General features: G+C 70.6%; 21 protein-coding genes and 2 tRNA genes. 8 read left to right on the forward strand and 15 right to left on the reverse strand.

The features are described 5' to 3' along the window. Window positions 1-140 precede the first annotated feature (140 nt). Window positions 141-2336, forward strand: coding sequence for an elongation factor G-like protein EF-G2 (locus AC3ETA_RS05930; RefSeq protein WP_432191739.1), 2196 nt, complete (start codon window positions 141-143; stop codon window positions 2334-2336). A gap of 170 nt (window positions 2337-2506) precedes the next feature. Then, window positions 2507-4168 carry a hypothetical protein gene (locus AC3ETA_RS05935; protein ID WP_432191740.1) on the forward strand — a complete coding sequence of 554 codons (1662 nt, stop codon included), beginning with the start codon at window positions 2507-2509 and terminating at the stop codon, window positions 4166-4168. Window positions 4169-4213: 45 nt separating this feature from the next. Here the strand turns inward: AC3ETA_RS05935 and AC3ETA_RS05940 are convergent, their stop codons facing one another. Beyond that, window positions 4214-4762: an HIT family protein gene (locus tag AC3ETA_RS05940; protein WP_432191741.1), complete on the reverse strand. Its 549-nt coding sequence runs from the start codon at window positions 4760-4762 to the stop codon at window positions 4214-4216. Between the two features lie 78 nt (window positions 4763-4840). On the opposite strand from AC3ETA_RS05940, the gene AC3ETA_RS05945 reads away from it, so the two are divergent. After that, on the forward strand, window positions 4841-5500 hold the full coding sequence (locus tag AC3ETA_RS05945) for a potassium channel family protein (RefSeq protein ID WP_432191742.1): 660 nt from the start codon (window positions 4841-4843) through the stop codon (window positions 5498-5500). A 28-nt stretch (window positions 5501-5528) separates the two neighbouring features. Here AC3ETA_RS05945 and thrS read toward each other — a convergent pair whose 3' ends face one another. The 3 genes from thrS to AC3ETA_RS05960 all read right to left on the reverse strand — a co-directional run bounded on the left by thrS (window position 5529) and on the right by AC3ETA_RS05960 (window position 9490). Next, the gene (thrS, locus tag AC3ETA_RS05950) at window positions 5529-7505 is read right to left on the reverse strand and encodes a threonine--tRNA ligase (RefSeq protein WP_432191743.1); all 1977 of its coding nucleotides are present in this window, start codon (window positions 7503-7505) and stop codon (window positions 5529-5531) included. Window positions 7506-7703: 198 nt separating this feature from the next. Then, the gene (locus AC3ETA_RS05955) at window positions 7704-8927 is read right to left on the reverse strand and encodes a hypothetical protein (protein ID WP_432191744.1); all 1224 of its coding nucleotides are present in this window, start codon (window positions 8925-8927) and stop codon (window positions 7704-7706) included. Next, window positions 8924-9490 carry a DUF4365 domain-containing protein gene (locus AC3ETA_RS05960; RefSeq protein WP_432191745.1) on the reverse strand — a complete coding sequence of 189 codons (567 nt, stop codon included), beginning with the start codon at window positions 9488-9490 and terminating at the stop codon, window positions 8924-8926. Before AC3ETA_RS05960 ends, AC3ETA_RS05955 begins: the two co-directional genes overlap by 4 nt. Before the next feature lie 168 nt (window positions 9491-9658). On the opposite strand from AC3ETA_RS05960, the gene AC3ETA_RS05965 reads away from it, so the two are divergent. After that, on the forward strand, window positions 9659-10384 hold the full coding sequence (locus tag AC3ETA_RS05965; protein WP_432191746.1) for a 3'-5' exonuclease: 726 nt from the start codon (window positions 9659-9661) through the stop codon (window positions 10382-10384). Window positions 10385-10488: 104 nt separating this feature from the next. On the opposite strand, the gene AC3ETA_RS05970 is transcribed toward AC3ETA_RS05965, so the two are convergent. Together AC3ETA_RS05970 and AC3ETA_RS05975 are read right to left on the reverse strand one after the other, a co-directional pair. Further along, a tRNA-Val gene (locus tag AC3ETA_RS05970) sits at window positions 10489-10560 on the reverse strand. A gap of 39 nt (window positions 10561-10599) precedes the next feature. Next, window positions 10600-11058 (reverse strand): SRPBCC family protein, encoded by a 459-nt coding sequence (locus tag AC3ETA_RS05975; protein WP_432191747.1) that lies wholly within the window; start codon window positions 11056-11058, stop codon window positions 10600-10602. Window positions 11059-11158: 100 nt separating this feature from the next. On the opposite strand from AC3ETA_RS05975, the gene AC3ETA_RS05980 reads away from it, so the two are divergent. Then, a complete protein-coding gene (locus tag AC3ETA_RS05980; RefSeq protein WP_432191748.1) occupies window positions 11159-13642 on the forward strand; it encodes an SCO7613 C-terminal domain-containing membrane protein in 2484 nt (827 codons plus the stop codon). Between the two features lie 68 nt (window positions 13643-13710). Here the strand turns inward: AC3ETA_RS05980 and AC3ETA_RS05985 are convergent, their stop codons facing one another. From AC3ETA_RS05985 to AC3ETA_RS06015, 7 genes are all read right to left on the reverse strand, one after another. Continuing rightward, window positions 13711-16446 (reverse strand): exo-rhamnogalacturonan lyase family protein, encoded by a 2736-nt coding sequence (locus AC3ETA_RS05985; RefSeq protein WP_432191749.1) that lies wholly within the window; start codon window positions 16444-16446, stop codon window positions 13711-13713. 123 nt (window positions 16447-16569) lie between these two features. Beyond that, on the reverse strand, window positions 16570-17172 hold the full coding sequence (locus AC3ETA_RS05990) for a hypothetical protein (protein WP_432191750.1): 603 nt from the start codon (window positions 17170-17172) through the stop codon (window positions 16570-16572). 10 nt (window positions 17173-17182) lie between these two features. Beyond that, window positions 17183-18061, reverse strand: a complete 879-nt coding sequence (locus AC3ETA_RS05995; protein ID WP_432191751.1) for a carbohydrate ABC transporter permease — start codon at window positions 18059-18061, stop codon at window positions 17183-17185. Then, window positions 18061-19059 carry a carbohydrate ABC transporter permease gene (locus AC3ETA_RS06000; RefSeq protein WP_432191752.1) on the reverse strand — a complete coding sequence of 333 codons (999 nt, stop codon included), beginning with the start codon at window positions 19057-19059 and terminating at the stop codon, window positions 18061-18063. Before AC3ETA_RS06000 ends, AC3ETA_RS05995 begins: the two co-directional genes overlap by 1 nt. Next, entirely contained in the window at window positions 19059-20348 is a 1290-nt protein-coding gene (locus tag AC3ETA_RS06005) for an ABC transporter substrate-binding protein (RefSeq protein ID WP_432191753.1), read from the reverse strand. The genes AC3ETA_RS06000 and AC3ETA_RS06005 overlap by 1 nt, the downstream gene beginning before the upstream one ends. A 371-nt stretch (window positions 20349-20719) precedes the next feature. Continuing rightward, window positions 20720-20791: transfer RNA gene (locus tag AC3ETA_RS06010), tRNA-Val, on the reverse strand. 88 nt (window positions 20792-20879) lie between these two features. Beyond that, window positions 20880-21338 (reverse strand): TIGR02611 family protein, encoded by a 459-nt coding sequence (locus AC3ETA_RS06015; protein ID WP_432191754.1) that lies wholly within the window; start codon window positions 21336-21338, stop codon window positions 20880-20882. A gap of 191 nt (window positions 21339-21529) precedes the next feature. Between AC3ETA_RS06015 and AC3ETA_RS06020 the strand changes: the two genes are divergently transcribed. Both AC3ETA_RS06020 and AC3ETA_RS06025 read left to right on the forward strand, forming a co-directional pair. Beyond that, window positions 21530-21943 (forward strand): SsgA family sporulation/cell division regulator, encoded by a 414-nt coding sequence (locus tag AC3ETA_RS06020; protein WP_004002642.1) that lies wholly within the window; start codon window positions 21530-21532, stop codon window positions 21941-21943. Between the two features lie 317 nt (window positions 21944-22260). Further along, complete coding sequence (locus AC3ETA_RS06025; RefSeq protein WP_432191755.1) at window positions 22261-22818, forward strand: CGNR zinc finger domain-containing protein; 558 nt, start codon at window positions 22261-22263, stop codon at window positions 22816-22818. A 74-nt stretch (window positions 22819-22892) separates the two neighbouring features. Here AC3ETA_RS06025 and AC3ETA_RS06030 read toward each other — a convergent pair whose 3' ends face one another. Then, on the reverse strand, window positions 22893-23045 hold the full coding sequence (locus AC3ETA_RS06030; RefSeq protein WP_163017197.1) for a hypothetical protein: 153 nt from the start codon (window positions 23043-23045) through the stop codon (window positions 22893-22895). 153 nt (window positions 23046-23198) lie between these two features. Then, complete coding sequence (locus AC3ETA_RS06035; protein ID WP_432191756.1) at window positions 23199-23642, reverse strand: hypothetical protein; 444 nt, start codon at window positions 23640-23642, stop codon at window positions 23199-23201. Between the two features lie 215 nt (window positions 23643-23857). Between AC3ETA_RS06035 and AC3ETA_RS06040 the strand changes: the two genes are divergently transcribed. Continuing rightward, on the forward strand, window positions 23858-24379 hold the full coding sequence (locus AC3ETA_RS06040; protein ID WP_432191757.1) for a DsbA family protein: 522 nt from the start codon (window positions 23858-23860) through the stop codon (window positions 24377-24379). The last annotated feature ends 4 nt before the right edge of the window (window positions 24380-24383 follow it).

The raw sequence follows: 24383 nt of genomic DNA on the forward strand, positions 1-24383 counted from the left end.
CAGGATCGCGTCCGCCGTATGGACGCACCGTGACGGGAGTGGAAAGCTCGAAGGACCGCGGGCGTCATCGAAGCCGCCATCGCACGCGGATCCTGATGTCCGCGCCCACAGTGACCTCACCGTGCACGGGAGGCAGGATCATGGGCGACAAGGCGAACGCACACCCCGGGGCCGCCGGCAGGGCTACAGCGGCCGACCAACCCGCGTCCGTACGGAATGTGGTGCTGGTCGGCCACTCCGGATCGGGCAAGACCACCTTGGTGGAAGCCCTCGCGCTGACGGCGGGGGCGGTGAACCGGGCGGGCCGCGTGGAGGACGGCGGCACGGTCTCGGACTACGACGAGATCGAGCACCGGCAGCAACGCTCGGTACAGCTCTCCCTGGTGCCGGTCGACTGGGACGGCATCAAGATCAACCTTCTGGACACCCCCGGATACGCCGACTTCGTCGGGGAACTCAGGGCCGGTCTGCGAGCGGCGGACGCGGCCCTTTTCGTCGTCTCCGCCTCGGACGGCGTGGACGGCTCGACCCGCATGGTGTGGGAGGAGTGCGCGGCCGTCGGCATGCCGCGCGCGATCGTCGTCACGCACCTGGAGGCCGCGCGGGCCGACTACGAGGAGATGACGCGGATCTGCGCGGAGGCCTTCGGCGGCGACGACCCCGACGCGGTGCTCCCGCTGTATCTGCCGCTGCACGGTCCGCAGGGTCCCGACGGGCACGCGCCCGTGACCGGTCTGATCGGGCTGCTGTCGCAGAAGCTGTTCGAGTACTCCTCCGGGGAGCGCAAGGAGTCCGAGCCGGGCGAGGACCAGCTGCCCGAGATCGACGAGGCCCGCAACCGGCTGATCGAGGGGATCATCGCCGAGAGCGAGGACGAGACCCTCATGGACCGCTATCTCGGCGGCGAGCAGGTCGACGTCAAGACGCTCATCGAGGACCTGGAGCGGGCCGTCGCGCGCGGCACGTTCTTCCCCGTCCTGGCCGCCGCGCCCGCCGCCGATGGCGCCCGGCAGGGCCTCGGCACGGTCGAGGTGCTGGAGCTGATCACGCGGGGCTTCCCGACCCCGCTGGAGCGCGAGGCGCCCCGGGTGACCACGGTGGACGGCAAGCCGCGCGAGCTGAAGCTGTGCGATCCGGACGGCCCGCTGGTCGCGGAGGTCGTGAAGACCGCGTCCGACCCGTACGTCGGCCGGGTCTCGCTGGTCCGGGTCTTCTCCGGCACCCTGCGCCCCGACGAGACGGTGCACGTCTCCGGGCACGGCCTGGAGGACCGCGGGCACGAGGACCACGACGTCGACGAGCGGATCGGCGCCCTGTCGGCCCCGTTCGGCAAGCAGCAGCGCCAGCTCGGCCACTGCATCGCCGGGGACCTGGCGTGTGTGGCGAAGCTGAGCCGCGCGGAGACCGGCGACACCCTGTCGGCCAAGGACGACCCGCTGCTGATGGAGCCCTGGCAGATGCCGGATCCGCTGCTGCCGCTGGCCATCCAGGCGCACAGCAAGGCCGACGAGGACAAGCTGTCGCAGGGGCTGTCGCGGCTGGTCGCCGAGGACCCCACCATGCGGCTGGAGCAGAACCAGTCCACCCACCAGGTGGTGCTGTGGTGCCTGGGCGAGGCGCACGCGGACGTCGCCCTGGAACGGCTGCGCAGCCGCTACGGCGTGCAGGTCGACCTCGTGCCGCACAAGGTCTCCCTGCGCGAGACGTTCGCCGACCGGTCGGCGGGCCGCGGCCGGCACGTGAAGCAGTCCGGCGGCCACGGGCAGTACGCGATCTGCGAGATCGAGGTGGAGCCGCTGCCGGGCGGCTCGGGCATCGAGTTCGTGGACAAGGTGGTCGGCGGCGCGGTGCCCCGGCAGTTCATCCCGTCGGTGGAGAAGGGCATCCGGGCCCAGGCGGCCAGGGGCGTCGCGGCGGGCCATCCGCTCGTCGACGTCCGGGTCACGCTGCTGGACGGCAAGGCGCACTCGGTGGACTCCTCCGACGCCGCGTTCCAGACGGCGGGCGCGCTGGCGCTGCGGGAGGCGGCGGGGGACGCGAAGATCCATCTGCTGGAGCCGGTGGCCGAGGTGTCCGTGCTGGTCGGCGACGACTACGTCGGTGCCGTGATGAGCGACCTGTCCGGGCGGCGCGGCCGAGTTCTCGGCACCGAGCAGACCAGCGGCAACCGCACTCTCATCAAGGCCGAGGTGCCCGAGATCGAGATCGGCCGGTACTCGGTCGACCTGCGGTCGCTGTCGCACGGCACCGCGCGCTTCAGCCGTTCCTACGCGCGGCACGAGCCGATGCCGCAGCAGATAGCGGAAAGGATCCGTGAAGAGGCGCGCGACGCCTAGCAGTCGGCGCCGGCGCGCACCGGCGACTCCCCTCCGCGTCGGCGGGCGGCTTCGGCCGTCCGCCGACGATTGTCGGTGGCTGGGGATACTCTGATCATTGATCAACAGGTGTGCGCGGTACGGAAGTCGGGAAGGCCGCAGAAGCGACAGTGCGGCGACTGGGGGCGGGAATGACCGTTGAGGGCGGTTACGCGGACATCTTCGGTCCGCAGGTGCCTCGCACGGCCGGCGAGGGGCAGACGGCGACGTTCGCGCTGGCCTCGGCGGCCTATCGGGACAACCCGTACGAGGACATCAAGAAAGCCGACAACGAATGGCACGTGACCGACGTCAAGGCCGGTCGCAAGTGGGCGAAGATCTTCCGGCCCAACCTGGGTGAGGCCTACTCACGGGCCGTGGTCGACCGCATGCTCGGCAGCGGCCGCAAGCCGCTGATCCAGTCCTTCGGCACCGAGCCGCAGGTCGTGGTCGAGCACGCGCTGGCCGCCAACAACATCCGCAAGACCCGCGACCGGATGCTGAGCGGCATCATGGTCGTCTGCGGTGTGCTGTTCCTGCCCGGGCTCCTGCTGTGGCTGCTGGTCTTCACGCTGCGCACGACCATCGTCAAGCGGGACGCGAAGCGGGGCGGCGCGCTCGCCTCCGTGCTGCTCGTCGCGGCGGGCGCCTTCGCAGTGCTCTTCCTGCTGAAGATGCCGTTCACCGGCTTCTGGGCCTGGTACGCGCGAGCCTGCGTGCTCATGCCGGTCGTCGGCTGGTTCTGGGCGAAGCAGGTCTGCGAGCGCACCGCGCGGGATCTTCGGGAGCGGTGGGACAGCCTGCTCGCCGGCAGCAGTGTCGGCGCGAAGGTGCCGGAGGCGGTGCCGACTAGCCCCACCGAGACCCAGGCCGAGCAGCTGCGCCAGTCCCTCGCCAAGCTCAGCGCCGAGCAGCAGTCCAACTCCGTGTTCTACGCCGGGCCCAAGGGGATACTGGGCATGGGCACCCGCTGGGGCAGCTGGCAGCTCGCCGAGGACCTGGTGGCCGCCGACTCCACCCGCGAGATCCACCCCTTCCGCAGCTGGGACGTGATCCGCGCGATCCACGACCAGCTGCGCATGCTGGAGCGCGGCCCGCTGAACACGGGCGGTTTCCCGAAGCCTTCGATACGGCACTGGGTCGTCACGCCGATCGCCGAGGGCGCGAAGGCCGTGTCCCGGCCGGAGGGCACGGACGTCGAGGCGTACCAGGTCAAGTCGCACGCCATTCAGGACATCTGCAACAAGCAGCAGTTCGGCAGCGGCGACCGGCACTATCTCGGCGTCCAGTGGACGCTGTGGGACGGCCAGTTGATCATCACGATGCTGATCACGGTGACCGTGCTGCACGAGACGCTGCGCATCGAGGTGACCGGGCACGCCCTCGGTCCGGTGAACGGGCTGTTCCAGGAGAAGCCCGAGGCGCCGACCAAGGAGGTCACCAAGTCGTTCAAGCCGTGGGAGACCCGCAAGGTGAAGCTGCCGCTGGTCAACACCGACGAGGTGGTACGGCTGGCGGTGCGGGCCCCGATCTCCTGGTATCCGCCGCTGCTGAACTGGCTGGGCGGGACGATCGGGCTGCCCGAGCCGTTCGGGGTGCGGCACGCGTGGGCCGACCAGCCGTGGCGGCACCGCTTCATGGCGGACGACGCGCTGCGCGCGGCCACTCCGGTGCTGCGGGTGGTACACGCCGCGGCGATCAAGGTACTGGCCGAGAACGGCGTGGACACCGAGAAGTTCGGTGCGAGGTCGTCGTTCCTGAGCACGGCCGTGCAGGATCCGTCCCCGCGAAAAGCCGACCTGTACGACGCATGACGGTGGTGCCCTCGGTTCGGGGGCACCCCGCACAGACCGCTCGCGTCACGCCGCCGGCCAGACCTCCGCCAGCATCTTCCTCGTGTCCGCCAGGAGCTGCGGCAGGACCCGGGTGTGGCCCACGACCGGCATGAAGTTCGTGTCGCCGCCCCAGCGCGGGACGATGTGCTGGTGCAGATGGGCCGCGATGCCGGCGCCGGCGACGGTGCCCTGGTTCATGCCGATGTTGAAGCCGTGGGCGCCCGAGGCGGTGCGCAGGGCCGTCATCGCCTGCTTGGTCAGCACGGCGAGCTCGATGGTCTCCGGCTCGGTGAGGTCGGTGTAGTCGGCGACGTGACGGTAGGGGACGACCATCAGGTGGCCGCCGTTGTACGGGTACAGGTTGAGGACCGCGTAGACCTGCTCCCCGCGCTTGACGACCAGGCCGTCCTCGTCGGACTTGGCCGGGATGGAGCAGAAGGGGCAGCCGTCGTCGGCACCGGGACCGGTCGGCTTGTTCTCACCCTGGATGTAGGCCATCCGATGGGGCGTCCACAGGCGCTGGAACGCGTCCTGGATCCCCACTCCCCACTGCTGCTCCGGCTCACTCGTCATGCGTGAAGCATATGGCTTCGTCCGTTCGCGGCGTGTCGCCGGGGCGACGGGAGGGCGGGCACCGGCCAAGCTGGGCCGGTGGACGACGACAGCCGTTATGCCCGCTGGGAGCAGCGCACCGAGATCCCGCTGTTCTTGGCGTCGCTGGTCTTCCTGGCCGCCTATGCCGCCCGTGTGCTCGCCGTGGGCATGCCCTCCTTCTGGAAGGACGTGTGCGTTTACACGAACATCGCCCTCTGGCTGCTGTTCGCCGTGGACTACACCGTGCGCTGGCGGCTCTTCGGGGGGCGATTCCTGCGCTTCGCCAGGACCCACTTCCTGCATACGGTCGTGGTCGTCCTGCCGCTCCTGCGGCCGCTGCGGATCGTGCCGCTCTACGACGTGATCCAGCGCCGGCAGGGGCAGCCCCGGATCTCGCTGCACGCCCGCGTGATCGCCTACGCGAGCCTGGCGACCCTGCTGCTCGGCTTCGCCGGTTCCCTCGCGGTCTACCAGGCCGAACGCGGAGCGCCCGACGCCACCATGAAGACCTTCGGGGACGCGGTGTGGTGGGCCGCGGCGACCCTCACCACGGTCGGATACGGCGACATCACCCCGGTGACCACGCGTGGCCGGTCGATCGCGATCGCGATGATGGCCGGCGGGCTGGCCCTGCTCGGCGCGGTGACGGGTTCGTTCTCGTCGTGGCTGCTGCAGATCTTCTCCAGGGAGAGCGACAGGAGGCCCCCGGAGAGCTGAACCTCCGGGGGCCTCCTGTGCTGTCGGATCAGACCTGCGCCCGCTCCTCGACGACCTGCGCGATCTTCGCGATGGCCTCGTCGAACGGGATGCCGTTCTCCTGCGAGCCGTCGCGGTAGCGGAAGGAGACGGCGTTGTTGGCCATGTCCTCGTCGCCCGCGATGACCATGAAGGGCACCTTCTGCTTCTGGGCGTTGCGGATCTTCTTCTGCATCCGGTCCGAGGAGGAGTCGACCTCGACGCGCAGCCCCTTCTTCTTGGCGGCCGCGGCGAACTTCTCCAGGTAGTCCACGTGCCCGTCGCCGATCGGGATGCCGATCGCCTGGACCGGGGCCAGCCATGCCGGGAAGGCGCCCGCGTAGTGCTCCAGGAGCACCGCGAAGAACCGCTCGATGGAGCCGAACAGCGCGCGGTGGATCATGACCGGGCGCTGCTTGGAGCCGTCCGCGGAGGTGTACTCCAGGTCGAAGCGCTCCGGCAGGTTGAAGTCGAGCTGGATGGTCGACATCTGCCAGGTGCGGCCGATGGCGTCCTTGGTCTGGACGGAGATCTTCGGGCCGTAGAAGGCGGCGCCGCCCGGGTCCGGGACCAGGGGCAGGCCCTGCTTCTCGGCGACCTGGCGGAGCGTCTCCGTGGCCTCCTCCCAGACCTCGTCGGAGCCGACGAACTTCTCCGGGTCCTTGGTGGACAGCTCCAGGTAGAAGTCGGTCAGACCGTAGTCGCGCAGCAGACCGAGGACGAAGGTGAGCGTCTTGTCGAGCTCCTCCGACATCTGCTCGCGGGTGCAGTAGATGTGCGCGTCGTCCTGCGTGAAGCCGCGCGCGCGGGTCAGGCCGTGCACGACGCCCGACTTCTCGTACCGGTACACGGTGCCGAACTCGAAGAGGCGCAGCGGCAGTTCACGGTAGGAGCGGCCGCGCGCGTCGAAGATCAGGTTGTGCATCGGGCAGTTCATGGGCTTGAGGTAGTAGTCCACGCCCTCGTCGAGCTGCATGGGCGGGTACATGCCCTCGGCGTACCAGTCCAGGTGCCCGGACGTCTCGAAGAGCTTCCCCTTCGTGGCGTGCGGGGTGTAGACGAACTCGTAGCCCTCTTCCTCGTGCCGGCGGCGCGAGTAGTCCTCCATGACCCGGCGGACGATGCCGCCCTTGGGGTGGAAGACGGCGAGGCCGGAGCCGATCTGCTCCGGGACGGAGAACAGGTCGAGCTCGTTGCCCAGCTTGCGGTGGTCGCGCTTCTCGGCCTCGGCGAGGAAGTCGAGGTACGCCTTCAGCTCGTCCTTGGACGGCCAGGCGGTGCCGTAGATGCGCTGGAGCATCGGGTTCTTCTCGCTGCCGCGCCAGTAGGCGGCCGCGTTGCGCATCAGCTTGAACGCCGGGATCGCGCGGGTCGACGGCAGGTGGGGACCGCGGCAGAGGTCCTTCCAGCACAGGTCGCCGGTCTTGGCGTCGAGGTTGTCGTAGATCGTCAGCTCACCGGCGCCGACCTCGACGTCCGCGCCGTCGTCGGAGGACGCCGAGCCCTTGAGGCCGATCAGCTCCAGCTTGTAGGGCTCTGCGGCGAGCTCCTCGCGGGCTGCCTCGTCGGTGACGACGCGGCGGGCGAACTTCTGCCCGCGCTTCTGGATCTCCTGCATCTTCTTCTCGATGGCCTTGAGATCCTCGGGCGTGAACGGCTTCTCGACGTCGAAGTCGTAGTAGAAGCCGTCCTTGACGGGCGGGCCGATGCCCAGCTTGGCCTCGGGGAACAGCTCCTGCACGGCCTGCGCCATCACGTGCGCGGTCGAGTGCCGGAGGATGCCCAGACCGTCCTCGGAGGAGATCTCGACGCCCTCGACCTCCTCACCGTCGGCGAGGACGTACGACAGGTCCTTGAGCTCGCCGCCCACGCGCGCGGCGATGATCGAGCGCTCGCCGGCGAAGAGGTCGGCGGCCGTAGTCCCCGTTGTCACCACGCGCTCTTCCCGCTCGGAATCGCGTTGGATGATCACACGGACGTCTGACACCGGTCTCTCCTGACTGAAGGTGGGATGCGGCGCCATACCAGGAGCGCGCGCATTACGCGATCGTACCGACCTCGGATGCCCGACCAGAAATGGCGGCCATGCGCAGTTCTTGTCTGCGGCTCCGTCGTGGCTGGTCGCGCAGTTCCCCGCGCCCCTCAGGACGCTGCCGGCCCCCGCGTCAACGAGTTCGCGCCCCCTTCAGTCCCCAGCATCATCTCCGCCGCAAGCCTCCTCAAAAAAGTCAAGGTCCTCCTGGAGCGACTTCATCAGCCGGTCCCGCTCGGCCTCGTCCACCTGGACCGGTACGACCCCCGAGGCGTCGGTGATCTTGCGGAAACCGCCGCGGCTCTCCAGCCGCCCGTGCACCCGGACCGGAAGACCGACGAGGTGGGCGTGGCCCGCAATGCGGTACGCCTCCTCGTCCAGGGTCAGCCGGACGTGCGGCACCTCGGCGCCCGCGATGACGCGCAGCCGTACGGTGCCCTCGCCGCGCGGCCCCGACCTGCGCATACGCACGACCGCACCCGTGATCCTGACCGGCACGGACGGCTCCTCGCGCAGATAGCGGGCGCCGGCCTCGCGCAGCACGGGCAGGTCGCCCGGCGAGAACTCGACGGGCTCCACCCCGGCCGCGCAGTCCGCGGGCACCCCGGCCGCGGGCGACCAGTCGACGGCGATGCGCGCGCCCTCGGTGCCGCGCACCAGCATCACCAGCGCTTCCGTGAGCTCCCGGCTGACGCCCGCCTCGACGGCACCGTCGAAGGCGTCCATGCCGCCGGTGGCCCGCTGGTAGTCGATGGCCTCGCGGGCGGCGTAAAGGGCCTGGTGGAGGCGGACGGCGAGCGGGCGGGCCGCGCCGACCGGCACGAAGGCGGCGAGATGGTGACCGCCGGAGCCGACGAGGACGCTCTCCAGCATCGCGGCGGCCGAGCGGCGGTGCCGGGCGCCGTAGTAGCCGGCCCGCGCGCGGGTGGCGAGCGCGGCGGCGAGGAGCATCTGGCGGGCTGCGGTGCGCAGTTCCTCCTCGACCGTCCAGGGCGCGGCCCCGGCCGGCCCGCTCGGCGCGTCCCGCCACCAGCGCACCTCGTCGCTGGGTACGGCGAGCCCGACCAGCACCTCGTGCGCGGACGGCGTGCCGCTGCGGGACAGGGCGATCAGCGCCTCGCCGAGCAGGTCGTCGCTGTCGGGGAAGGCGCGGGACTCGGGCACGAGCAGGCTGGTGCCGTTGCCGCCGGGGCCGGGCGGGGTCCAGCGGCCGTAGCGCCCGGCCGCTCCCCCACGCCGCTGCCAGCCGTGCCGGTGCAGCAGGGCGCTGAGGACGGCGGGGTCGACCTCGCCGGGCTCGGGGAGACGCTCCCAGGACGCGTCGGCCGGGTGCGGCCTCGCCGGTCGTACCGGCTCCTCCAGGGGGCGGTGCGTCATGGTCTGCCTCCCGTCCCGACCCGCGTCATGATCTCGCAGAGCGCCCGGTCGTCGAAGATGCGTGAGGTCGGTATCCGCACGGTGGTGCGGCGCCGCCCGGTGATCGGGTGCCCGGCCAGGTTGACCCAGTAGCAGCAGTGCCGCAGGTCGAGCCGGTCGTGGCCGGCCCGCAGCCACTGTTCCTGGGACCGCGGGACGATCATCACGACCAGGATCTTGTGCACCGAGACCGGGGTCCGGGCGAGCTTCGCCAGATGGTCGTTGTCGAGCGTGAAGGAGAAGAAGCGGCCGGGGGGATTCGGCGCCAGCTGGTAGGTGGCCTTGAGCTGCACCTTGATGGTGACCTCGTCGTCGACCGTGTGGCCGGGCGCGCTGTGGCTGACGTGCCAGTCGATGCCGTTGTCCGGAAATGGCTGGGCCAGCGAGCACCCCGACGCCGCGGCGACGGCGTGCAGATAACCCACCTGCAATGTCTCCATGCAGGCGGTGGTGGCGAGTGAACCGCGATGGGGGCCCGTGCGTTCGGGCAGCAGCCCGCCCCGCTCGGGCTGCGCTATCGCCATGACCAACAGCCTTCCACGCAAGGTGAATCCCCGTACCGGGCCGCTGAACTGCAAAGACCCGCACTCCTGTTGTGTCCTTCCGGCGTACGTCGCAAACGGCCCGGGTATCACCAAACGGGCAGAAGACGGTACGTCAGCTGCCGTGGGTGAACGAGGGGTTGTGTAGGTATGGCGTGCTGGTATGAGGGCCCGCTGGCGGCATTCGACACGGAGACAACAGGCGTGGACGTCGAGACCGACCGGATCGTCTCGGCGGCCGTCGTCGTCCAGGACGCCCCGGGCGCCCGGCCCCGGGTGATCCGGTGGCTGGTGAACCCGGGCGTGCCGGTGCCGGAGGCGGCGACGGCGGTGCACGGACTGACGGATGAGCATCTGCAGCGCAACGGCCGCTGGCCGGCGCCGGTGATGCATGAGATAGCCGAGGAACTGGCGGCGCAGGCCGCGGTGAACCGGCCGATCGTGGTGATGAACGCACCGTTCGATCTGACGTTGCTGGACCGCGAGTTGCGCCGCCATCGCGCGTCGTCGCTGGACCACTGGTTCGAGACGGCGCCGATGCTGGTGCTCGACCCGCGTGTCCTCGACAAACATCTGGACCGCTATCGCAAGGGCCGTCGCACCCTGACGGACCTGTGCGAGCACTACGGCGTCACGTTGGACGGCGCGCACGAGGCGGCGGCCGACGCACTGGCGTCGCTGGAGGTGGTACGGGCCGTGGGGCGGCGTTTCGCGGCCCGGCTGGAGCGGCTGTCCCCCGCGGAGCTGCACACGCTCCAGGCGGTGTGGCACGCGGCACAGGCACGCGGGCTCCAGGCGTGGTTCGCCCGCAGCGGCAACGACGAGGCGGTGGACCCGGCGTGGCCGCTGCGCCCGGACCTGCCGGCGGCGGCATGAGGAAGGAGGGTCCACCACCACGAAGGAGGGTCCGCCACCACAGAGGGAGGTCCGCCGTCACAACGAAAAAGCCGGTCCGCTGCGGCGGACCGGCCTCTTCCCGGTGGGCGATACTGGGTTCGAACCAGTGACCTCTTCGGTGTGAACGAAGCGCTCTCCCACTGAGCTAATCGCCCGGGAACGCAGTGAACAATACAGGCCCCTGCGCGTTTCCTTCAAACCGCTTGATGACCTCCGGCCAGGTAGGCCGTGAGACCGCGCCGTCCGGAGCGCATCATCAGCCGGTGGTTGGCGCGGAAGAAGGGCCGCCCGGGCACCGCGAGCCGGCGCAGCAGCGGCTTGCTCACGTCGACGACCTGCTCGTAGCGGGCCAGGCTCCCCTCGCCGCGCGGGGTGACGGTCCAGCGCGCCCAGCCGTCGACGTCCCCGCTCATGGAGACCTCCAGCACTCCGTTCGCGCGGTCCCGGAGCACTTCGCGCGCGGTGAAGGTCATGGCGTACGGCAGAACGGAGCGGATCGTGATCACGCCGCTGGTGTCGTCGGTCCGGGTCACCTCGCGCACCTGGGGCCACCAGCGGGGGTAGTCCTCGGCCCGTTCGAGGGCGTCGTAGACGGCGGCGGGCGGCGCGGGCAGGGCCCACAGGCTGCGGAAGCGGTAGCGGCTCCAGTCCATGGGCCGAGTCTGCCCCCCGCCAGGGGTTTCCGCCGTATCTGAGTACGGACTGAGTACGCGCACTCATGCCCTGCGGGGTGACCCGGACCACACTCCAGGCATGACGCACTTTCCGCCCCCGGCCGAGGAGTTGCGGCTCCTCGACCTTGAGCTGCGCCAACTGGACGCCCGCCGGGCCCAGTTGCTGCACCGCCGAGCCTGGCTGGTCACCGCGCTGCAAGCGGCGGCGCCCCGGTCCGCTCCGGCGCCTGTCGCCGCGCCCCGTCCCGAGGCCTCGGCGCCCCGGGTCCAGAACGTCCTGCTGGTGCTGGGCGGGGTCCTGCTGACGATCGCCGCGATGGCGTTCACGCTGGTCAGCTGGGGGCACATGGGGATCGCCGGGCGGGCCCTGGTGCTCGGCGCGGTCACGGTGGCGGTGCTCGCCGCGCCGGTGCCGCTGCTGAGGCGCGGGCTGCGGTCGACGGCCGAGTCGGTGGCGGGCCTCGGGCTCGTGCTGACGGTGCTCGACGCCTACGCGCTGCACGAGGTCGGGCCGGCCGACGTGGACGCCACGGGTTACCTCGCGGCCGCTTCGGCGGTGCTGGCGGCCCTGTGGACGGCGTACGGCCTGCTGCCGCGCACCTGCGAGTTGCGTCTGCCCCTGCCCGCCGCCCTGCTCGCCGCCCAGTTCCCGCTCACGCTGTGGGCGGTGGCGGCCGACGCGAGCCTGTCCGGGATCACGGCCGCCGTGCTGGTGACGGCCGGGTTCGACGCGGGTGTGGCGCTGCGGGTGGCTGCCGGGTCCGTACGGATCACCGCGGTGATCGGTGCGTACGGCATGGGTGCCTGGGGCGTGTGGGCCGCCGGCTGGCTGTCCTGGACGGCCACCGGCCCGAGCGCCGCCGCCCGTGCGGCGGCGCTCCTCCTCTTGGCCGCGGGCATCGCGGTCGCGGCGGCGTGGCAGGAGGCCGCCGTGAAGCAGGCGCTCGGCCTGTCCGTCGCCGCCGGCCTCCTCGCGGTCGCCGCGCTCGGCGGCATCGCGCGCCCCGTGCTGCCGCAGGCGTGGACGGTTCCGGCGTATCTGGTGTGCGGGATCGCCCTGTTGGCGGCGATCCGGGCGGACCGGCTGCCGCAGGCGGTGCGCGACGGGCTCACCCGGGCCTCGGGCGTCGTACAGGGACTCGCGCTGCTGTGGACGCTGCCGCTGGTGGCGATCGCGCTGGTGGGTCCGGTGGCCCGGGTGGAGCAGGTGTGGTCGGGCGCGCCCGGCGATGTGCGGCAAGCGATGGCGGTCGACGCTCCGTGGCCGCCGGACACGGAGACGGTGCCGGTCGTCCTGGCCGTGGTCGCCGCCGTGCTGCTCCTCGCGGCACGCGACACCGCGTGGCGGACCCGGGCCCTGACCGGCGTGCTGGTCCTGGCATGGGCGACGGCGCTGGTCCTGCCCGCCGTGCTCGAAGTCCCGTACGCCGTGGGCGTGGTGGCCCTGGCGATCACCACGGCCGGCGCCCTCGCGGCAGCCGCGTGGCTGCGGCCGTCCGAGCAGCCGCAGACGGCACAGGCGATGTCGGCGACCTCCGCCGAGGTATCCACGAGCACCGCCGCGGCCGAGCCCGCGGCCGCTACGGCCACTGTCGTCGGCGTCCCCGCTCCGCGCACGACCGCCACGGTCCTTGCCCTCCTCACCTCCCTCCCCCTCGCCTTTCTCTCGCTGACCACCGAGGCCGCGACCCTCACCGTGCTCGCCGTGCTGACGGCGCTCTTCGCGGCGGCCTCCTGGAAGGCGCACCTCGCTCCGGTCACGGCCCCGGCCGGGCTCGCGTACGCCGCCGGGCTGGCCTGTGCGGCGGGGGCCGCGGCCGGCTGGCAGCCGCAGTACGTGGCCCTGCTGGTCCTGACGGTCCCGGTGGCGGCGGCTCTGCTCGCGGCACGGCTCGGTGACGCGCGGGCGACGGTGCCGGTCGAGGTGACGGGCGCGCTCGCCGCGCTGCTCGCCGTCGCGCTGGCGGCCGCGCCGGCCGACCTGTCGATGCTGGCCCTGGTCCTGGCGCTGTGCGGTGTGATCACCGCCGGTGTGGCCGTCCGCCCGGAACGCCGGTCCGTGGCCTACGCCTCCGCCGCGCTGTTCGTGCTCGCCACGTGGGTGCGCCTGGCGGCCTGGGACGTCGGTACGCCCGAGGCGTACACGCTGCCGGTCACCGTCCCGGCCCTGCTGGTCGGCGCCCTGCGCAGGCGGCGCGAGCCGCAGACCCCGTCCTGGACGGCCTACGGCCCCGGTCTCGCCGCCACCCTCGTGCCGAGCCTCCTCGCGGCCTGGGGCGACCTGCAGTGGACCCGCCCCCTGCTGCTGGGCCTGGCCGCCCTGGCGGTCACCCTGCTCGGCGCCCGCCACCGCCTCCAGGCACCGCTCCTCCTCGGCGGCGCGGTACTGGCCCTGGACGCCCTGCACGAACTCGCCCCGTACATCGCCCAGGTGACCGACGCACTGCCCCGCTGGGTACCGCCGGCCCTGGCCGGCCTCCTCCTGCTGGCCATCGGAGCGACGTACGAGCAACGCCTCAGGGACGCCCGGAGGATGCGCGACTTCCTGGGCAACATGCACTGAGACGCCCCTGAAAGGGGCGGGGGAACTGCGCGACCAGCCACAGTGGTCCCGCAGTTCCCCACGACCTGCTACGGCATCCTGTCCCCCAGCAACGCCAGGTTCTCGATGGCGGCGAGGCCGTACAGCGCGGTGTCATTGGTCGACACCCAGCTCGCCTCACTCCCCGCCACCAGCGCCTCCGGCCCGCTCAGCGCGTCCGTCTTCCAGGGCGCCGACTCCTTGTACCCGTCGGAGTCGTAGAACTTCTCCCACGCACGGGCGGCCAGCTTCGCGTCCCCCGTCTGCACGGCCGCGTACGCGTCCAGCCGCGAGTGCCCCTGGAACAGCAGCAGGGAACCGAAGTTGGACCCGTACCGCGCCGCCTGCTCCGCCTTCGTGGCGTTGAAGTACCGGCAGTAGTCGAAGTACGCCTCGTTGAACTCCGGCATCTCGACGAGGTCGATGAGCTCGGCGCACAGTTCGTTGAGCCCGAACACGGCGGACAGGTGCGAGACCCCGACCACCGGCTCCGCCGCGATCGCGAACCTGCCGGTGTCGAGGTCGTAGAGGCCACTGCCCTGCACGAACCCGTTCGGCTGCGCGGCGATGGTCTCCATCGTCGACAGCACCCGCGCCTTGGCCTTCTCCCACTTGGGGCCCTTGCGCTCCCACTCGGTCAGCCACGCCGAGACGAGCCCGCTCCAGTCCGTGCCGAAGCCGATCGACAGCGCGTGCCGGTCCGGGGTGTACGGCTCGGTGCGGATCTTGCGGATCGGGTCCAGGACGAGGAACGTCTCGTCGGAGTCGACGTTGGCGTGCATGAGGTCGCCGACCCGCTCGTCCGCGGTGAGGAAGTAGTAGTAGCGGCGGTACGTCGTGTTGGCGATCCGCTGCTGCTTGGCGCTGTCGGCGTAGTGCTGGACGCCGTGCCGGGTGCCGAGGCCGGCCCATTCGCCGAGGTGGTAGACGTCGACCTCGCCGGTGTGCCGGGTCATCGCCTCGGCGAAGCGGAAGATGTCCGCGCGGCCGGAGCGCAGATAGGCGAACCAGAGCCAGAGGTCCGGCGAGAGCTCGGAATTGTCCCAGGCGTAGCCGCCGATGTCGTACCGCCACTGGTGTCTGACGGTGTCGTAGGTGTGCATGATGTCGCCGTGGTCCCAGAAGCCGTACCAACGGCGCTGCTCCACCTGGTCCTTGTAGTAGGTGAAGAGGAAGTCGAGGTGGTCCTCGATCTTCGCCTTGGCGGGCGTGGAGCGGTCCGGCTCGGAGTACAGACCCGGTCCGAAAACCTTGGCTTTGATGAGCTGCTCGGGCGGCGCGGCGAGCTGCGGCAGCACCCGTACGGCCTCGACCTGCCGGGCCAGGGCGGCCGGCGCGGGCGTCGACTCGTTGGCCCAGAACAGCAGCTCCGAGGTACGGGCGATGCCGTAGGGCGTGCCGAACTCCGGCTCGTAGTCCTCGTAGGTGATGTTGAGGCCCTCCAGCTGCTCGGGGTAGGTGTCCTGGCCCATGCCGTCGTGGTAGAAGCGCAGGTCCATGGGCTGGGCCTCGGGCGACCACAGCCACATGGTGACCTCGGCCGCGTCGGTGTGGGCGTCGCGGACGTCGAGCTGGGCGGGGTATTTCTCCCAGAAGTCCCGCAGCCCGACCGAGAGTCCGCCGCTGACGCCGCCGACGTAGGCGAACCCGGAGGCCCGTCGCCCGCCGCCGGCGCCGATCCAGCCGTACCCCTTCCTGGTCCGCTTGCGCAGGGTGAAGCCGTCGGCGGACAGCTGGGAGAGGGTGTAGTCGCCCCACTCGGGGATGTACTGGAGGCGGGTGGTGACGCGCTGGTCCCAGGTCGCCGGGTCGGGCAGCTTCTCCCCCGCGAACTGGGCCGCCTGTACGGCCGCCCCGGGGTCGCGGCGCAGTCCGGTGATGCCCTTGACGGCCTCGCGGAGCATGCCGGTGCCCTCGCCGCCGATGCGGATGTGGCGGTCGTAGGACTGGTCCCGCATCGGCACCGTGAAGCGCACGCCGATGCCGCGGATGAAGTCGCCGCTCGCCCTGCCGGGCTCCTGTGTGCCGTCGAAGGTGATGGTGTGCACCATGCGGAAGGAGTCGGCGCCCGCGTAGAAGTAGAGCCGGATGGAGAAGGGGAGCCAGCTGCGGCTGCCCTTGCGGTGCTTGCCGTCGATCCGGACGACCGCGCGGACCGGTCCGTCCTGCTCGACGGTGACCTCGGAGATCGCGCCCTCGAAACGCTCCGTCCTTACGGCGCCCTGGTCCTCGTCCTCGATCTCGGGCTGCCGGACCAGCACGAGCCGTCCGTTCCTCGCGATCTCCGTGGAGCCGCGGGTGACCGACTTGACGAGGGTCGCGCCCGACTTGCCGATCCTCGCGGTGATGACGCCGGTCGAGACGTCGATGGTCCCGCCGCTCCTGTCGACGGTGACCTTCTTGGCCGGGGCCGCGGGCTCCCCCGCGGTGAGGGTGAGCCGGCCGTCGCCCGAACCGACCGCGTGGGCCGTCCACTTGAGCGAGCCGTCGGGCCAGTAGGCGATCGGCCACGACTGCACGGGCACGGCCTTGCCGTCGGCGTCCGTCAGCGCGAAGGTCTGGTCCTCCTGGTACGTGCCCTTCGGCCAGGGAACACCGACGGTGGAGCCGGGTGCGGCGCCCAGGCCGCCGTCCTCCAGCCAGTCCAGGGTCACGGGCTCCGCTTCGGCGGCCTCGGCTCGGGGCGCGGCCTGCGCGTCCTTCGTCCCGAGCGCCCAGCTGAACTGTGCGGCGGCTCCGGCGACCGCGGCCGCCTTGAGGAGGGACCTGCGGGGTATGGGGGACATGGCCTTTCCTTTCCGTGCGCGTGCAGGGGATGGTCAGGGGCATGACAGAGAGAGTGCGGCGCCCGCCCGGGAGCGCCGACCTTGCGAAGGGGCGACGGCCTTCGTGCGGCGGGGCACCGCCGTTCAGCGGTGCCGGTACCGCTCCTCCACGGCGACGGCCGCGGCCGTGACGGCCCCCAGCACGGGCACCGCCAAGGGCGCGGAGAACCAGGCGGACGCGGCCACGACGGCAAGCCCGCCGACGACCAGGAAGGACCCGGCGGGGTCGAGCACGGTCCGTCGCCCGGCGCCCGCGAGCAGTGCCCGCCAGCCGGCGCCCGGAGTCCAGGCGGCCGCCGCCCGCAGCAGCGCCACGACGGCCCCGGTCAGCGCGAACACCCCGATCGCCCCGGCGAGCGGCCCCCCGGGAATCCCGGCGCGGGCGGCCTGGACGTCGACCCGGACCGCGGCGGCCACGGCCCACCCGGCGAGCCCGACGACCCAGCCGCCGCGCACCGCCATGCGGAAGTCGGCGGCGAACTCCCGCAGGCCCCCGCCCTCGTGAGCGATCCTGCGGTGCAGATGCCGGGCCCCGGCGGCGAAGGCGGCCGGGTAGGTCACCACGCCGAGGGAGGCCACGACGATCCACACCCCGGTGAGCAGACACTCGGCGAACAGACCGAACCGCTCGGCGAGGGCGGACTCCCCGCCGTCTGCCGTAGGTCCCTTCGTACGCGCTCGGGCCATCGTGACCGCCTCAGCCCTTCAGTCCGGAGGTCGCCATACCGTCGATCAGATACCGCTGGAAGGCCAGGAAGAAGGCGAGCACCGGCAGCAGGGCGACGAGGGACATGGCGATCATGCCGCCGTAGTTCGCCAGGCCCTCCTGGTCGACGAACATCTTCAGGCCGAGGGAGACGGTGTACTTGTCGGGCTCGTTGAGGTAGATCAGCGGGCCCATGAAGTCGTTCCAGGCGTTGATGAAGGTGAAGATCGCGCTGGTGATGAGCGCCGGCCGGCACAGCGGCAGCATGATCGACCAGTAGATCCTGAGGTGTCCGCAGCCGTCCAGGCGGGCCGCCTCGTCGAGTTCCTTCGGCAGGTTCCGCATGAACTGCACCATCAGGAAGACGAAGAACGCCTCCGTGGCGAGGTACTTCCCCAGCAGCAGCGGGGTGTAGGTGTTGATCATCTCCATGTTGCGGAACAGCACATACTGCGGGATCAGCAGCACGTGGTACGGCAGCAGGAGCGTGCCGATCATCAGCGTGAAGAGCAGATTCCGCCCGGCGAACCTGATCCTCGCGAAGGCGTAGGCGGTCAGCGAGCAGGACACCACGATCCCGATCACCGAGCCGACCGCGAGGAAGAGCGAGTTGAAGAAGAACGTGGAGATGGAGATGTCGGCGATGCCGTCGGCGAGGCTCGTGTAGTTGGACAGGACCGGGTCGCCGGGGAGCAGGTCCAGGCTGCCGACGATGTCCTCGCTCTTCTTGAAGGAGCCGCCGACGACCCAGATCACCGGGTAGAGGATGACGGCCAGGACCAGCAGGGAGCCGATGTGCCAGGCGACGGACCCGGGCAGCCTGCGGCGCAGCGCCCCGGCGCGGGTGGTCGGGATACCGGTGGTGCTCATCAGGCGCTCTCCTCGTAGTGCACCCAGCGCCGCTGGGACCAGAACAGCACCGCCGTGACCAGGGCGACCGCGACGAGCAGCATCCAGGCCATGGCGGAGGCCAGACCCATACGGCTGTTCTCGAAGCCCTGGACGTAGAGGTAGCAGGTGTAGACCATCGAGCCGTCGGCCGGACCGCAGGCGTTGCCTCCGGCGCCGCCGCCGACGATGTACGCCGAGCTGAAGATCTGGAAGGAGTGGATGGTCTCCAGCAGGACGTTGAAGAAGAGGACGGGGGAGATCATCGGCAGCGTGATGTTCCAGAACCGCCGGAGCCTGCCGGCCCCGTCGACCTCGGCCGCCTCGTACAGCTCGCGCGGGACCTGCTTGAGGCCGGCGAGGAAGATGACCATCGGGGCGCCGAACTGCCAGACCGTGAGCGCCACCAGGCTGTAGATGATCAGGTCCGGGTCACCGGTCCAGCCGCCGGCGTCGATCCCGAAGATCTTCTGCGTGCGGTCGACGATCGCGTCGTCCGAGAAGATCGCCTTCCAGACGATGGCGACGGAGACGCTCGCGCCGATCAGCGACGGGGCGTAGAAGGCGGCCCGGTAGAAGGCCTGGCCGCGCCGCTTCTGCGCGAGGAGCAGGGCGACGCCGAGCGCCGCGAGCAGCTTCAGGGGCGTGCCCACGACGACGTACCAGAGCGTGACCCGCACCGAGTGGCGCCAGCGGGGATCGCCGAACATCTCGGCGAAGTTGTCGAGACCGATCCACTTGGGCGCGTCGAAGAGGTTGTAGTCGGTGAACGCGAAGTAGAGCGAGGCGATCATCGGGCCCGCGGTGAGCAGCAGGAACCCGGCGATCCACGGGGACATGAAGAGATAGCCGGACAGGTTCTCCCGGCGGACCCGCCGCTTGAGGGCGGCGGGTCGCTCGGGCTTCACCGGTCCGTGCCGCGGCTCGGCGAGCTCGGTCGGGCCCTCCGTCGCAGGGGCGTGTGTCACGGTCATCCCCATCAGACGACGAGAGCCGTCTTCGACTCGGTGAAGAACTGCTTGACGGCCTCCTCGACCGAGCGCTTGCCGAGCGCGAGTTCCTCGGCGATGCGCAGGAACGCGGCCTCACAGATGTCCGCGCCGTTGGGGTGCGGGGTGATCGGCTCCAGGACGCCCGCCTCGACGAGGGAGGTCTCGTAGGCGGCGATCCCCTTGTTGACCTCGTCCGTCGGCTGGAAGGCGTCGAACTGGGCCTGGGTGGCGGGCACGCCCCGGTCGTAGCCCATGATCCTGGCGACCTCGGGCTCGTGCACCATGAAGTCGATGAACTGGGCGACCTCCTTGGGGTGCTGGGTGCGCCTGGACGCGCTGAGCATCAGGGAGCCGAGGTACTGGCCGGTCTTCTTGCCGTCCGTCGTCGGGATCGGCGCGAGGCCGTACTCGCTCTTGCCCTCGGAGGTGTAGCGGACGGTGAAGTTGTCCCAGGTGAACTCGCCACCGGCGAGCTCGGCGGAGACCGCCGACTTGGGCTTGATCTGGGCGACCTTCTTGGCGTCGGCGTAGAGGCCCTCCTCGACGCCCTTCTCGGCCTTCGTCCACCAGTCCGTCAGGTCCGTCTCGGTGAAGCCGAGTCCGTCCTCGGTGAAGAAGGCCTTGCCGTTCTGGCGGAGGTAGAGGTCGTAGAGGTACATGACCCCGTACATGCCGCTGTCGCCGGCGCGGCCGGTCCGGTCGCGGATCCGCTTCATCGCCGCGTCGAAGTCGTCCCAGGTCCAGCCCTGTTCCGGCTTGACGCCGGCCTTGGTGTAGACGGGCTTGTCGATGACCAGGGCCATGGAGTTGGAGCCGACCGGGACACCGAGGAGCTTGCCGTCGATCTCACCGAACTTGTCCAGGCCCGCGCGGAAGCCGTCCATGGAGAGGTTGCCGGCCTCGACCTGCTCGCTGAGATCGAGCAGCACATTCTTCGCGTCGTATTTGCGCAGGAATCCAATCGCATTCTGGAACACGTCCGGCGGATTCCCCCCGGAGGCCTGGGTGTTGAACTTCTTCCAGAAGTCGGTGTACGGCTGAAAGTCCGTCTTGACCTTGATCTTCGGGTACTTCTTCTCGAAGAGCGCGATGGTCTTGTTGATCCGTTCGGCACGGTCCTCGGCACCCCACCATGCGTAACGGATCGTCACCGTCCCGTCGGCGGAGGCACCCCCGTCGCCCCCGCACGCCGTGGTCGAGGCGAGCCCGATCGTGGCGGCCGTGGCACCGGCCGCCTTCAGGATCGTGCGCCTGTCGACATTCCTGTTGGTTCCCACAGTCGGGCCTCCCCGCAGCGTCGTCGCCGCCTGCATGAATCGTTTCAAGTAAGCGCTTGCTGGCACAAGTTACGGAGGGCCTCGGGGTGCGTCAATGATTCGGACAGGAATTTCTTGCGGGCCGGGCGGCCGAGTTGACGGCACGTGAGGTCCGGCGGGCCGGGCCGACGGTGCGATGCCGCAGGTGGGGGACGCGCGGTCGGCCGACCGAACGGCGGGTGGGGTGCCGCCTGCGAATGCCTCTCGGCCGAAGGCGCCATCGCCCTCGACGGCCGGAGAGGCACCGGACGCCGGCGCGTCAGCACGGCCCCCTGAACGCACAAACGCCGACGGCCCGCCTGCACTGTCGCAGACGGGCCGCCGGATCCGGGTGGGCGATACTGGGTTCGAACCAGTGACCTCTTCGGTGTGAACGAAGCGCTCTCCCACTGAGCTAATCGCCCGGGCGCAGAAAGAACATTACCCCATGTCAGGGGGTGCGCGTGACCAGCGCGAACGCGCACCGGCCGACGCCCGCACCCCCCTCGCGGATCACTGGTCCTCGATCTTCCAGGGCATGACCATCCCGAACTTCCAGAGGTATGTCCCGACGAGCACGCCGATGATCACGAGGCCGACCGACGTCAGGATGATGTTGCGGCGGCGCACCTTCGGGTCGAGCGCCTTCTGGGCCGCCTCGGTGACCTTGCGCTTGGTCCAGCGCAGCACCAGCTGGGCCCAGACGAACTCGGTCGCCCAGACCGCCATGCCTCCGAAGATCACGACCCAGCCGGGGCCCGGCAGCGGCAGCATGATGATGCCGGCGCCCACGATCGCGAGACCGATGATGAAGACGCCCACCTGCCAGCTCAGGTGCAGCACACGGCGCGCCTTGATGAACGCCGGCGCTCGCGAGCCCAGAACCTGCTCGCCGTCGTCCTTCGCTCCGTCCACTTCGGTCCCGTCTGCAGCCGTGGCAACATCACCCGGCTCGTTACTCCCCGTATTCATACGGCCAAACCCTACCGGACCGAAACCAGTCACCGGAATGGGCGAACCTCGCGAACAGGTTCTCGGCCGGAAGAGTTACGTAAAGACACGCAAAACACTCAGAGGGGTTTACAACGGCACCGTAGGTGGCATGTCGATTTCGCCGACGTGCGAATCCCCGAGCGCACACTGAGCGAAAGGCCCTGGCGCTTATGAACACCACGGTCAGCTGCGAGCTGCACCTGCGCCTCGTTGTGTCGAGCGAGTCCTCCCTGCCTGTCCCCGCAGGCCTGCGGTACGACACGGCCGACCCCTACGCCGTGCACGCCACCTTCCACACCGGAGCCGAAGAGACCGTCGAGTGGGTGTTCGCCCGTGACCTCCTTGCGGAGGGGCTGCATCGGCCCACCGGCACCGGCGACGTCCGCGTCTGGCCGTCGCGCAGTCATGGTCAGGGCGTCGTCTGCATCGCCCTGAGCTCTCCCGAGGGCGAGGCGCTGCTGGAGGCGCCCGCGCGTGCCCTGGAGTCGTTCCTGAAGCGGACGGATGCCGCCGTGCCTCCCGGTACGGAGCATCGGCATTTCGACCTCGATCAGGAGCTGTCACACATCCTGGCGGAAAGTTAGGGCGAGGTCCCCACGAACCGCCCGGCGCCGTCGACTCGGGGAGACGGCTCGGGCCAAGACAACCGCATACGGCACGCAGCAGCGCCGTCTCCGCTCCGCGGGGGCGGCGCTGGTGTGCGTGGGGGGCAGGGGCGCTCGCGGGGCGGGAGAGGCTCCCGAGCCTGACGAGGTCCGCTCTCGCGGGAACCGTCGGCGCTCCTGTGGCGTTGTAATCGGAAGCCGCGTACGGGCGCGGCCCGTGCTGGGGCTCCGCGAGCCACTACCATCGGCCAGCATCGGCGGGCACCCCGCCCGACCACCAGGCCAGGGAGCGTAACGTGCTGATCACCCATGACACCCGGTGTGCGCTCGATGCCGTGGTGGATCTGGTGAACACCGCGCCGGAGGACGAGACGTCGGACGGACTGCCGGATGTCGCCGCTCTGGAAGATTTCGTACGAAAGCACGAAATCAGCGATGTCGGGGTCCTCTCGGAGTTCGATCTGTCGGCGGTGCGCAAGGTGCGGGCACGGTTCGCCGCGATCTTCGCGGCGCCGGACGCCCGGAGCGCCGCGAGCCTGATCAACGAGCTGGTCGCCGCCGCGGGCACCACCCCGCGGCTCACCGACCACGACGGCTACGACTGGCATGTGCACTACTTCGCCCCCGGCGCCTCCGTCGCCGACCATCTCGCGGCGGACTGCGGCATGGCGCTGGCGTTCTTCGTGGTCGCCGGCGAGGAGGAGCGACTGCGCCGCTGCGAGGCGCCCGACTGCCGGCACGCCTTCGTGGACCTCTCCCGCAACCGGTCCCGGCGCTACTGCGACAGCCGCACCTGTGGGAACCGTCTGCATGTGGCCGCCTACCGTGCGCGCCGCAAGGAAGCGGCCGGCTGAGCGGCCGCCTGCCACGCGCGAGATGTGTGTCGACGCGGACCCCGGCGGGTGGCGCCGGGGACCGCGGGTACGGCTCAGAGCAGCAGCAGATCGTGCAGCGCAGCCATGAGGAGCAGACACCCGATCACCGCAAGGAAGATCATCAGCGGTGGCTGGGAAAGGGCGAAGAGGCACCCACGAGGCTCGTCCTGAGACGGAGTGGCCTCGCTCTGTGTCGTGTCCAGCATCTCGCGGCGATGATGACGTAGATCCACGTCCCCGCGCGATCAACACGCCCGGAATGAGCGGGAGTTCGCTGGATTCCGTGATGTCCGCTTCGAGTCTTGATCACTTACGGCCGCGGCGCGACCCACTGTGTCGTTTCAGCCCCTGTGCAGGGGTCATATGCCGTGCTTCTTGAGGATGGCCTCGATGTCGCTGAAGTCGTCCCCGCTCTCCGCCTTGGGCGCGGTCGCGGGCCGGGTCGGCTGACGGGAGCCCGCGCCCAGCGACGGCGCCGAGGCCGCCGGAGCCACCGCGTCACGCTGCGCGGCGGCACGGGCCTCCTTGCGTTCCTTGCGCGTACCGCCGCGGCGGCGCTCCACCGCCCGAGTGGTCATGAACAGCACCCATGCGACTCCGAGGACTCCGAAGCCCGCCCAGGCCGTCGGGCTGAACGCGGTGTCCGCCAGCCACTCGACGACTCCGGTCATCACCAGGCCGAGGGGCACCAGGGAGTACGCGGCGATGCGCGTGGCCGTGAGGAAACGCTTGCGGTACGCCGTGACCGCCGCGATGCCCAGGCCGGCCGCGGCGACGGCTGAACAAACGGTCTCGGCAATCATCCGGGCCTCCAGGCATGCCAGGTCGGGACAGGGCACTTCGTCCCTTCCATCCTGCACCGTTCCGGCCCCGCCCGGCCATGCCTGGGCCCGACATCAGGGACATCTCCGGGTCGTCTCCTCCGCAGGTGCCGGTCGGGTCGCGGTACCCGGACCCGCCCCCGCCGAAGCCCCAGGTCGGATTGGGTCGTGCGGGCCGGGGCTGGGAGACTGGGGCCATGAGCGACTCCTCCCCCGACCGTCCCGCCGCCCCCGTCCTCGACGTCTGGTGCGAGCTGCAGTGCCCCGATTGCCGCACCGCCCTGGACGATCTCCGTGCCCTGCGCGCCCGCTACGGCGACCGGCTGGAGCTGCGGCTGCGCCACTTCCCGCTGGAGAAGCACAAGCACGCCTTCGCCGCCGCACAGGCCGCCGAGGAGGCGCTGGAGCAGGGGAAGGGCTGGGAGTACGTCGAGGCCGTGCTCGGCCGGGTCGAGGAGCTGGACCGTAAGGGAGAACCCTTCCTGGTCGAGGTGGCCCGGGAACTCGGTCTGGACGCCGAGGAGTTCGACATCGCCCTGATCGACGGACGGCACATCCTGATCGTCGACGCCGACCAGGCCGAGGGCAAGGCGATCGGCGTGACCGGCACCCCGACCTATGTGATCGACGGCGAGCGCCTCGACGGCGGCAAGAGCCAGGAGGGCCTGCGCGCCCGCATCGAGGAGATCGCGGACCGACTGCCGGCGAACAGGCTCTAGAAGG

Source organism: Streptomyces sp. bgisy027 (assembly GCF_057710365.1).

Bases quoted from the DNA above. Each gene is read 5' to 3' on its own strand.
- AC3ETA_RS05985 (WP_432191749.1), bottom strand. From the start codon at position 16,446: ATGTCCCCCATACCCCGCAGGTCCCTCCTCAAGGCGGCCGCGGTCGCC.
- AC3ETA_RS05935 (WP_432191740.1), top strand. From the start codon at position 2,507: ATGACCGTTGAGGGCGGTTACGCGGACATCTTCGGTCCGCAGGTGCCT.
- AC3ETA_RS05960 (WP_432191745.1), bottom strand. From the start codon at position 9,490: ATGGCGATAGCGCAGCCCGAGCGGGGCGGGCTGCTGCCCGAACGCACG.
- AC3ETA_RS06035 (WP_432191756.1), bottom strand. From the start codon at position 23,642: ATGATTGCCGAGACCGTTTGTTCAGCCGTCGCCGCGGCCGGCCTGGGC.
- AC3ETA_RS05955 (WP_432191744.1), bottom strand. From the start codon at position 8,927: ATGACGCACCGCCCCCTGGAGGAGCCGGTACGACCGGCGAGGCCGCAC.
- AC3ETA_RS05930 (WP_432191739.1), top strand. From the start codon at position 141: ATGGGCGACAAGGCGAACGCACACCCCGGGGCCGCCGGCAGGGCTACA.
- AC3ETA_RS05940 (WP_432191741.1), bottom strand. From the start codon at position 4,762: ATGACGAGTGAGCCGGAGCAGCAGTGGGGAGTGGGGATCCAGGACGCG.
- AC3ETA_RS06040 (WP_432191757.1), top strand. From the start codon at position 23,858: ATGAGCGACTCCTCCCCCGACCGTCCCGCCGCCCCCGTCCTCGACGTC.
- AC3ETA_RS05995 (WP_432191751.1), bottom strand. From the start codon at position 18,061: ATGAGCACCACCGGTATCCCGACCACCCGCGCCGGGGCGCTGCGCCGC.
- AC3ETA_RS06000 (WP_432191752.1), bottom strand. From the start codon at position 19,059: ATGGGGATGACCGTGACACACGCCCCTGCGACGGAGGGCCCGACCGAG.
- AC3ETA_RS05990 (WP_432191750.1), bottom strand. From the start codon at position 17,172: ATGGCCCGAGCGCGTACGAAGGGACCTACGGCAGACGGCGGGGAGTCC.
- AC3ETA_RS05965 (WP_432191746.1), top strand. From the start codon at position 9,659: ATGGCGTGCTGGTATGAGGGCCCGCTGGCGGCATTCGACACGGAGACA.
- AC3ETA_RS06020 (WP_004002642.1), top strand. From the start codon at position 21,530: ATGAACACCACGGTCAGCTGCGAGCTGCACCTGCGCCTCGTTGTGTCG.
- AC3ETA_RS05980 (WP_432191748.1), top strand. From the start codon at position 11,159: ATGACGCACTTTCCGCCCCCGGCCGAGGAGTTGCGGCTCCTCGACCTT.
- AC3ETA_RS06015 (WP_432191754.1), bottom strand. From the start codon at position 21,338: ATGAATACGGGGAGTAACGAGCCGGGTGATGTTGCCACGGCTGCAGAC.
- AC3ETA_RS06030 (WP_163017197.1), bottom strand. From the start codon at position 23,045: ATGCTGGACACGACACAGAGCGAGGCCACTCCGTCTCAGGACGAGCCT.
- AC3ETA_RS05975 (WP_432191747.1), bottom strand. From the start codon at position 11,058: ATGGACTGGAGCCGCTACCGCTTCCGCAGCCTGTGGGCCCTGCCCGCG.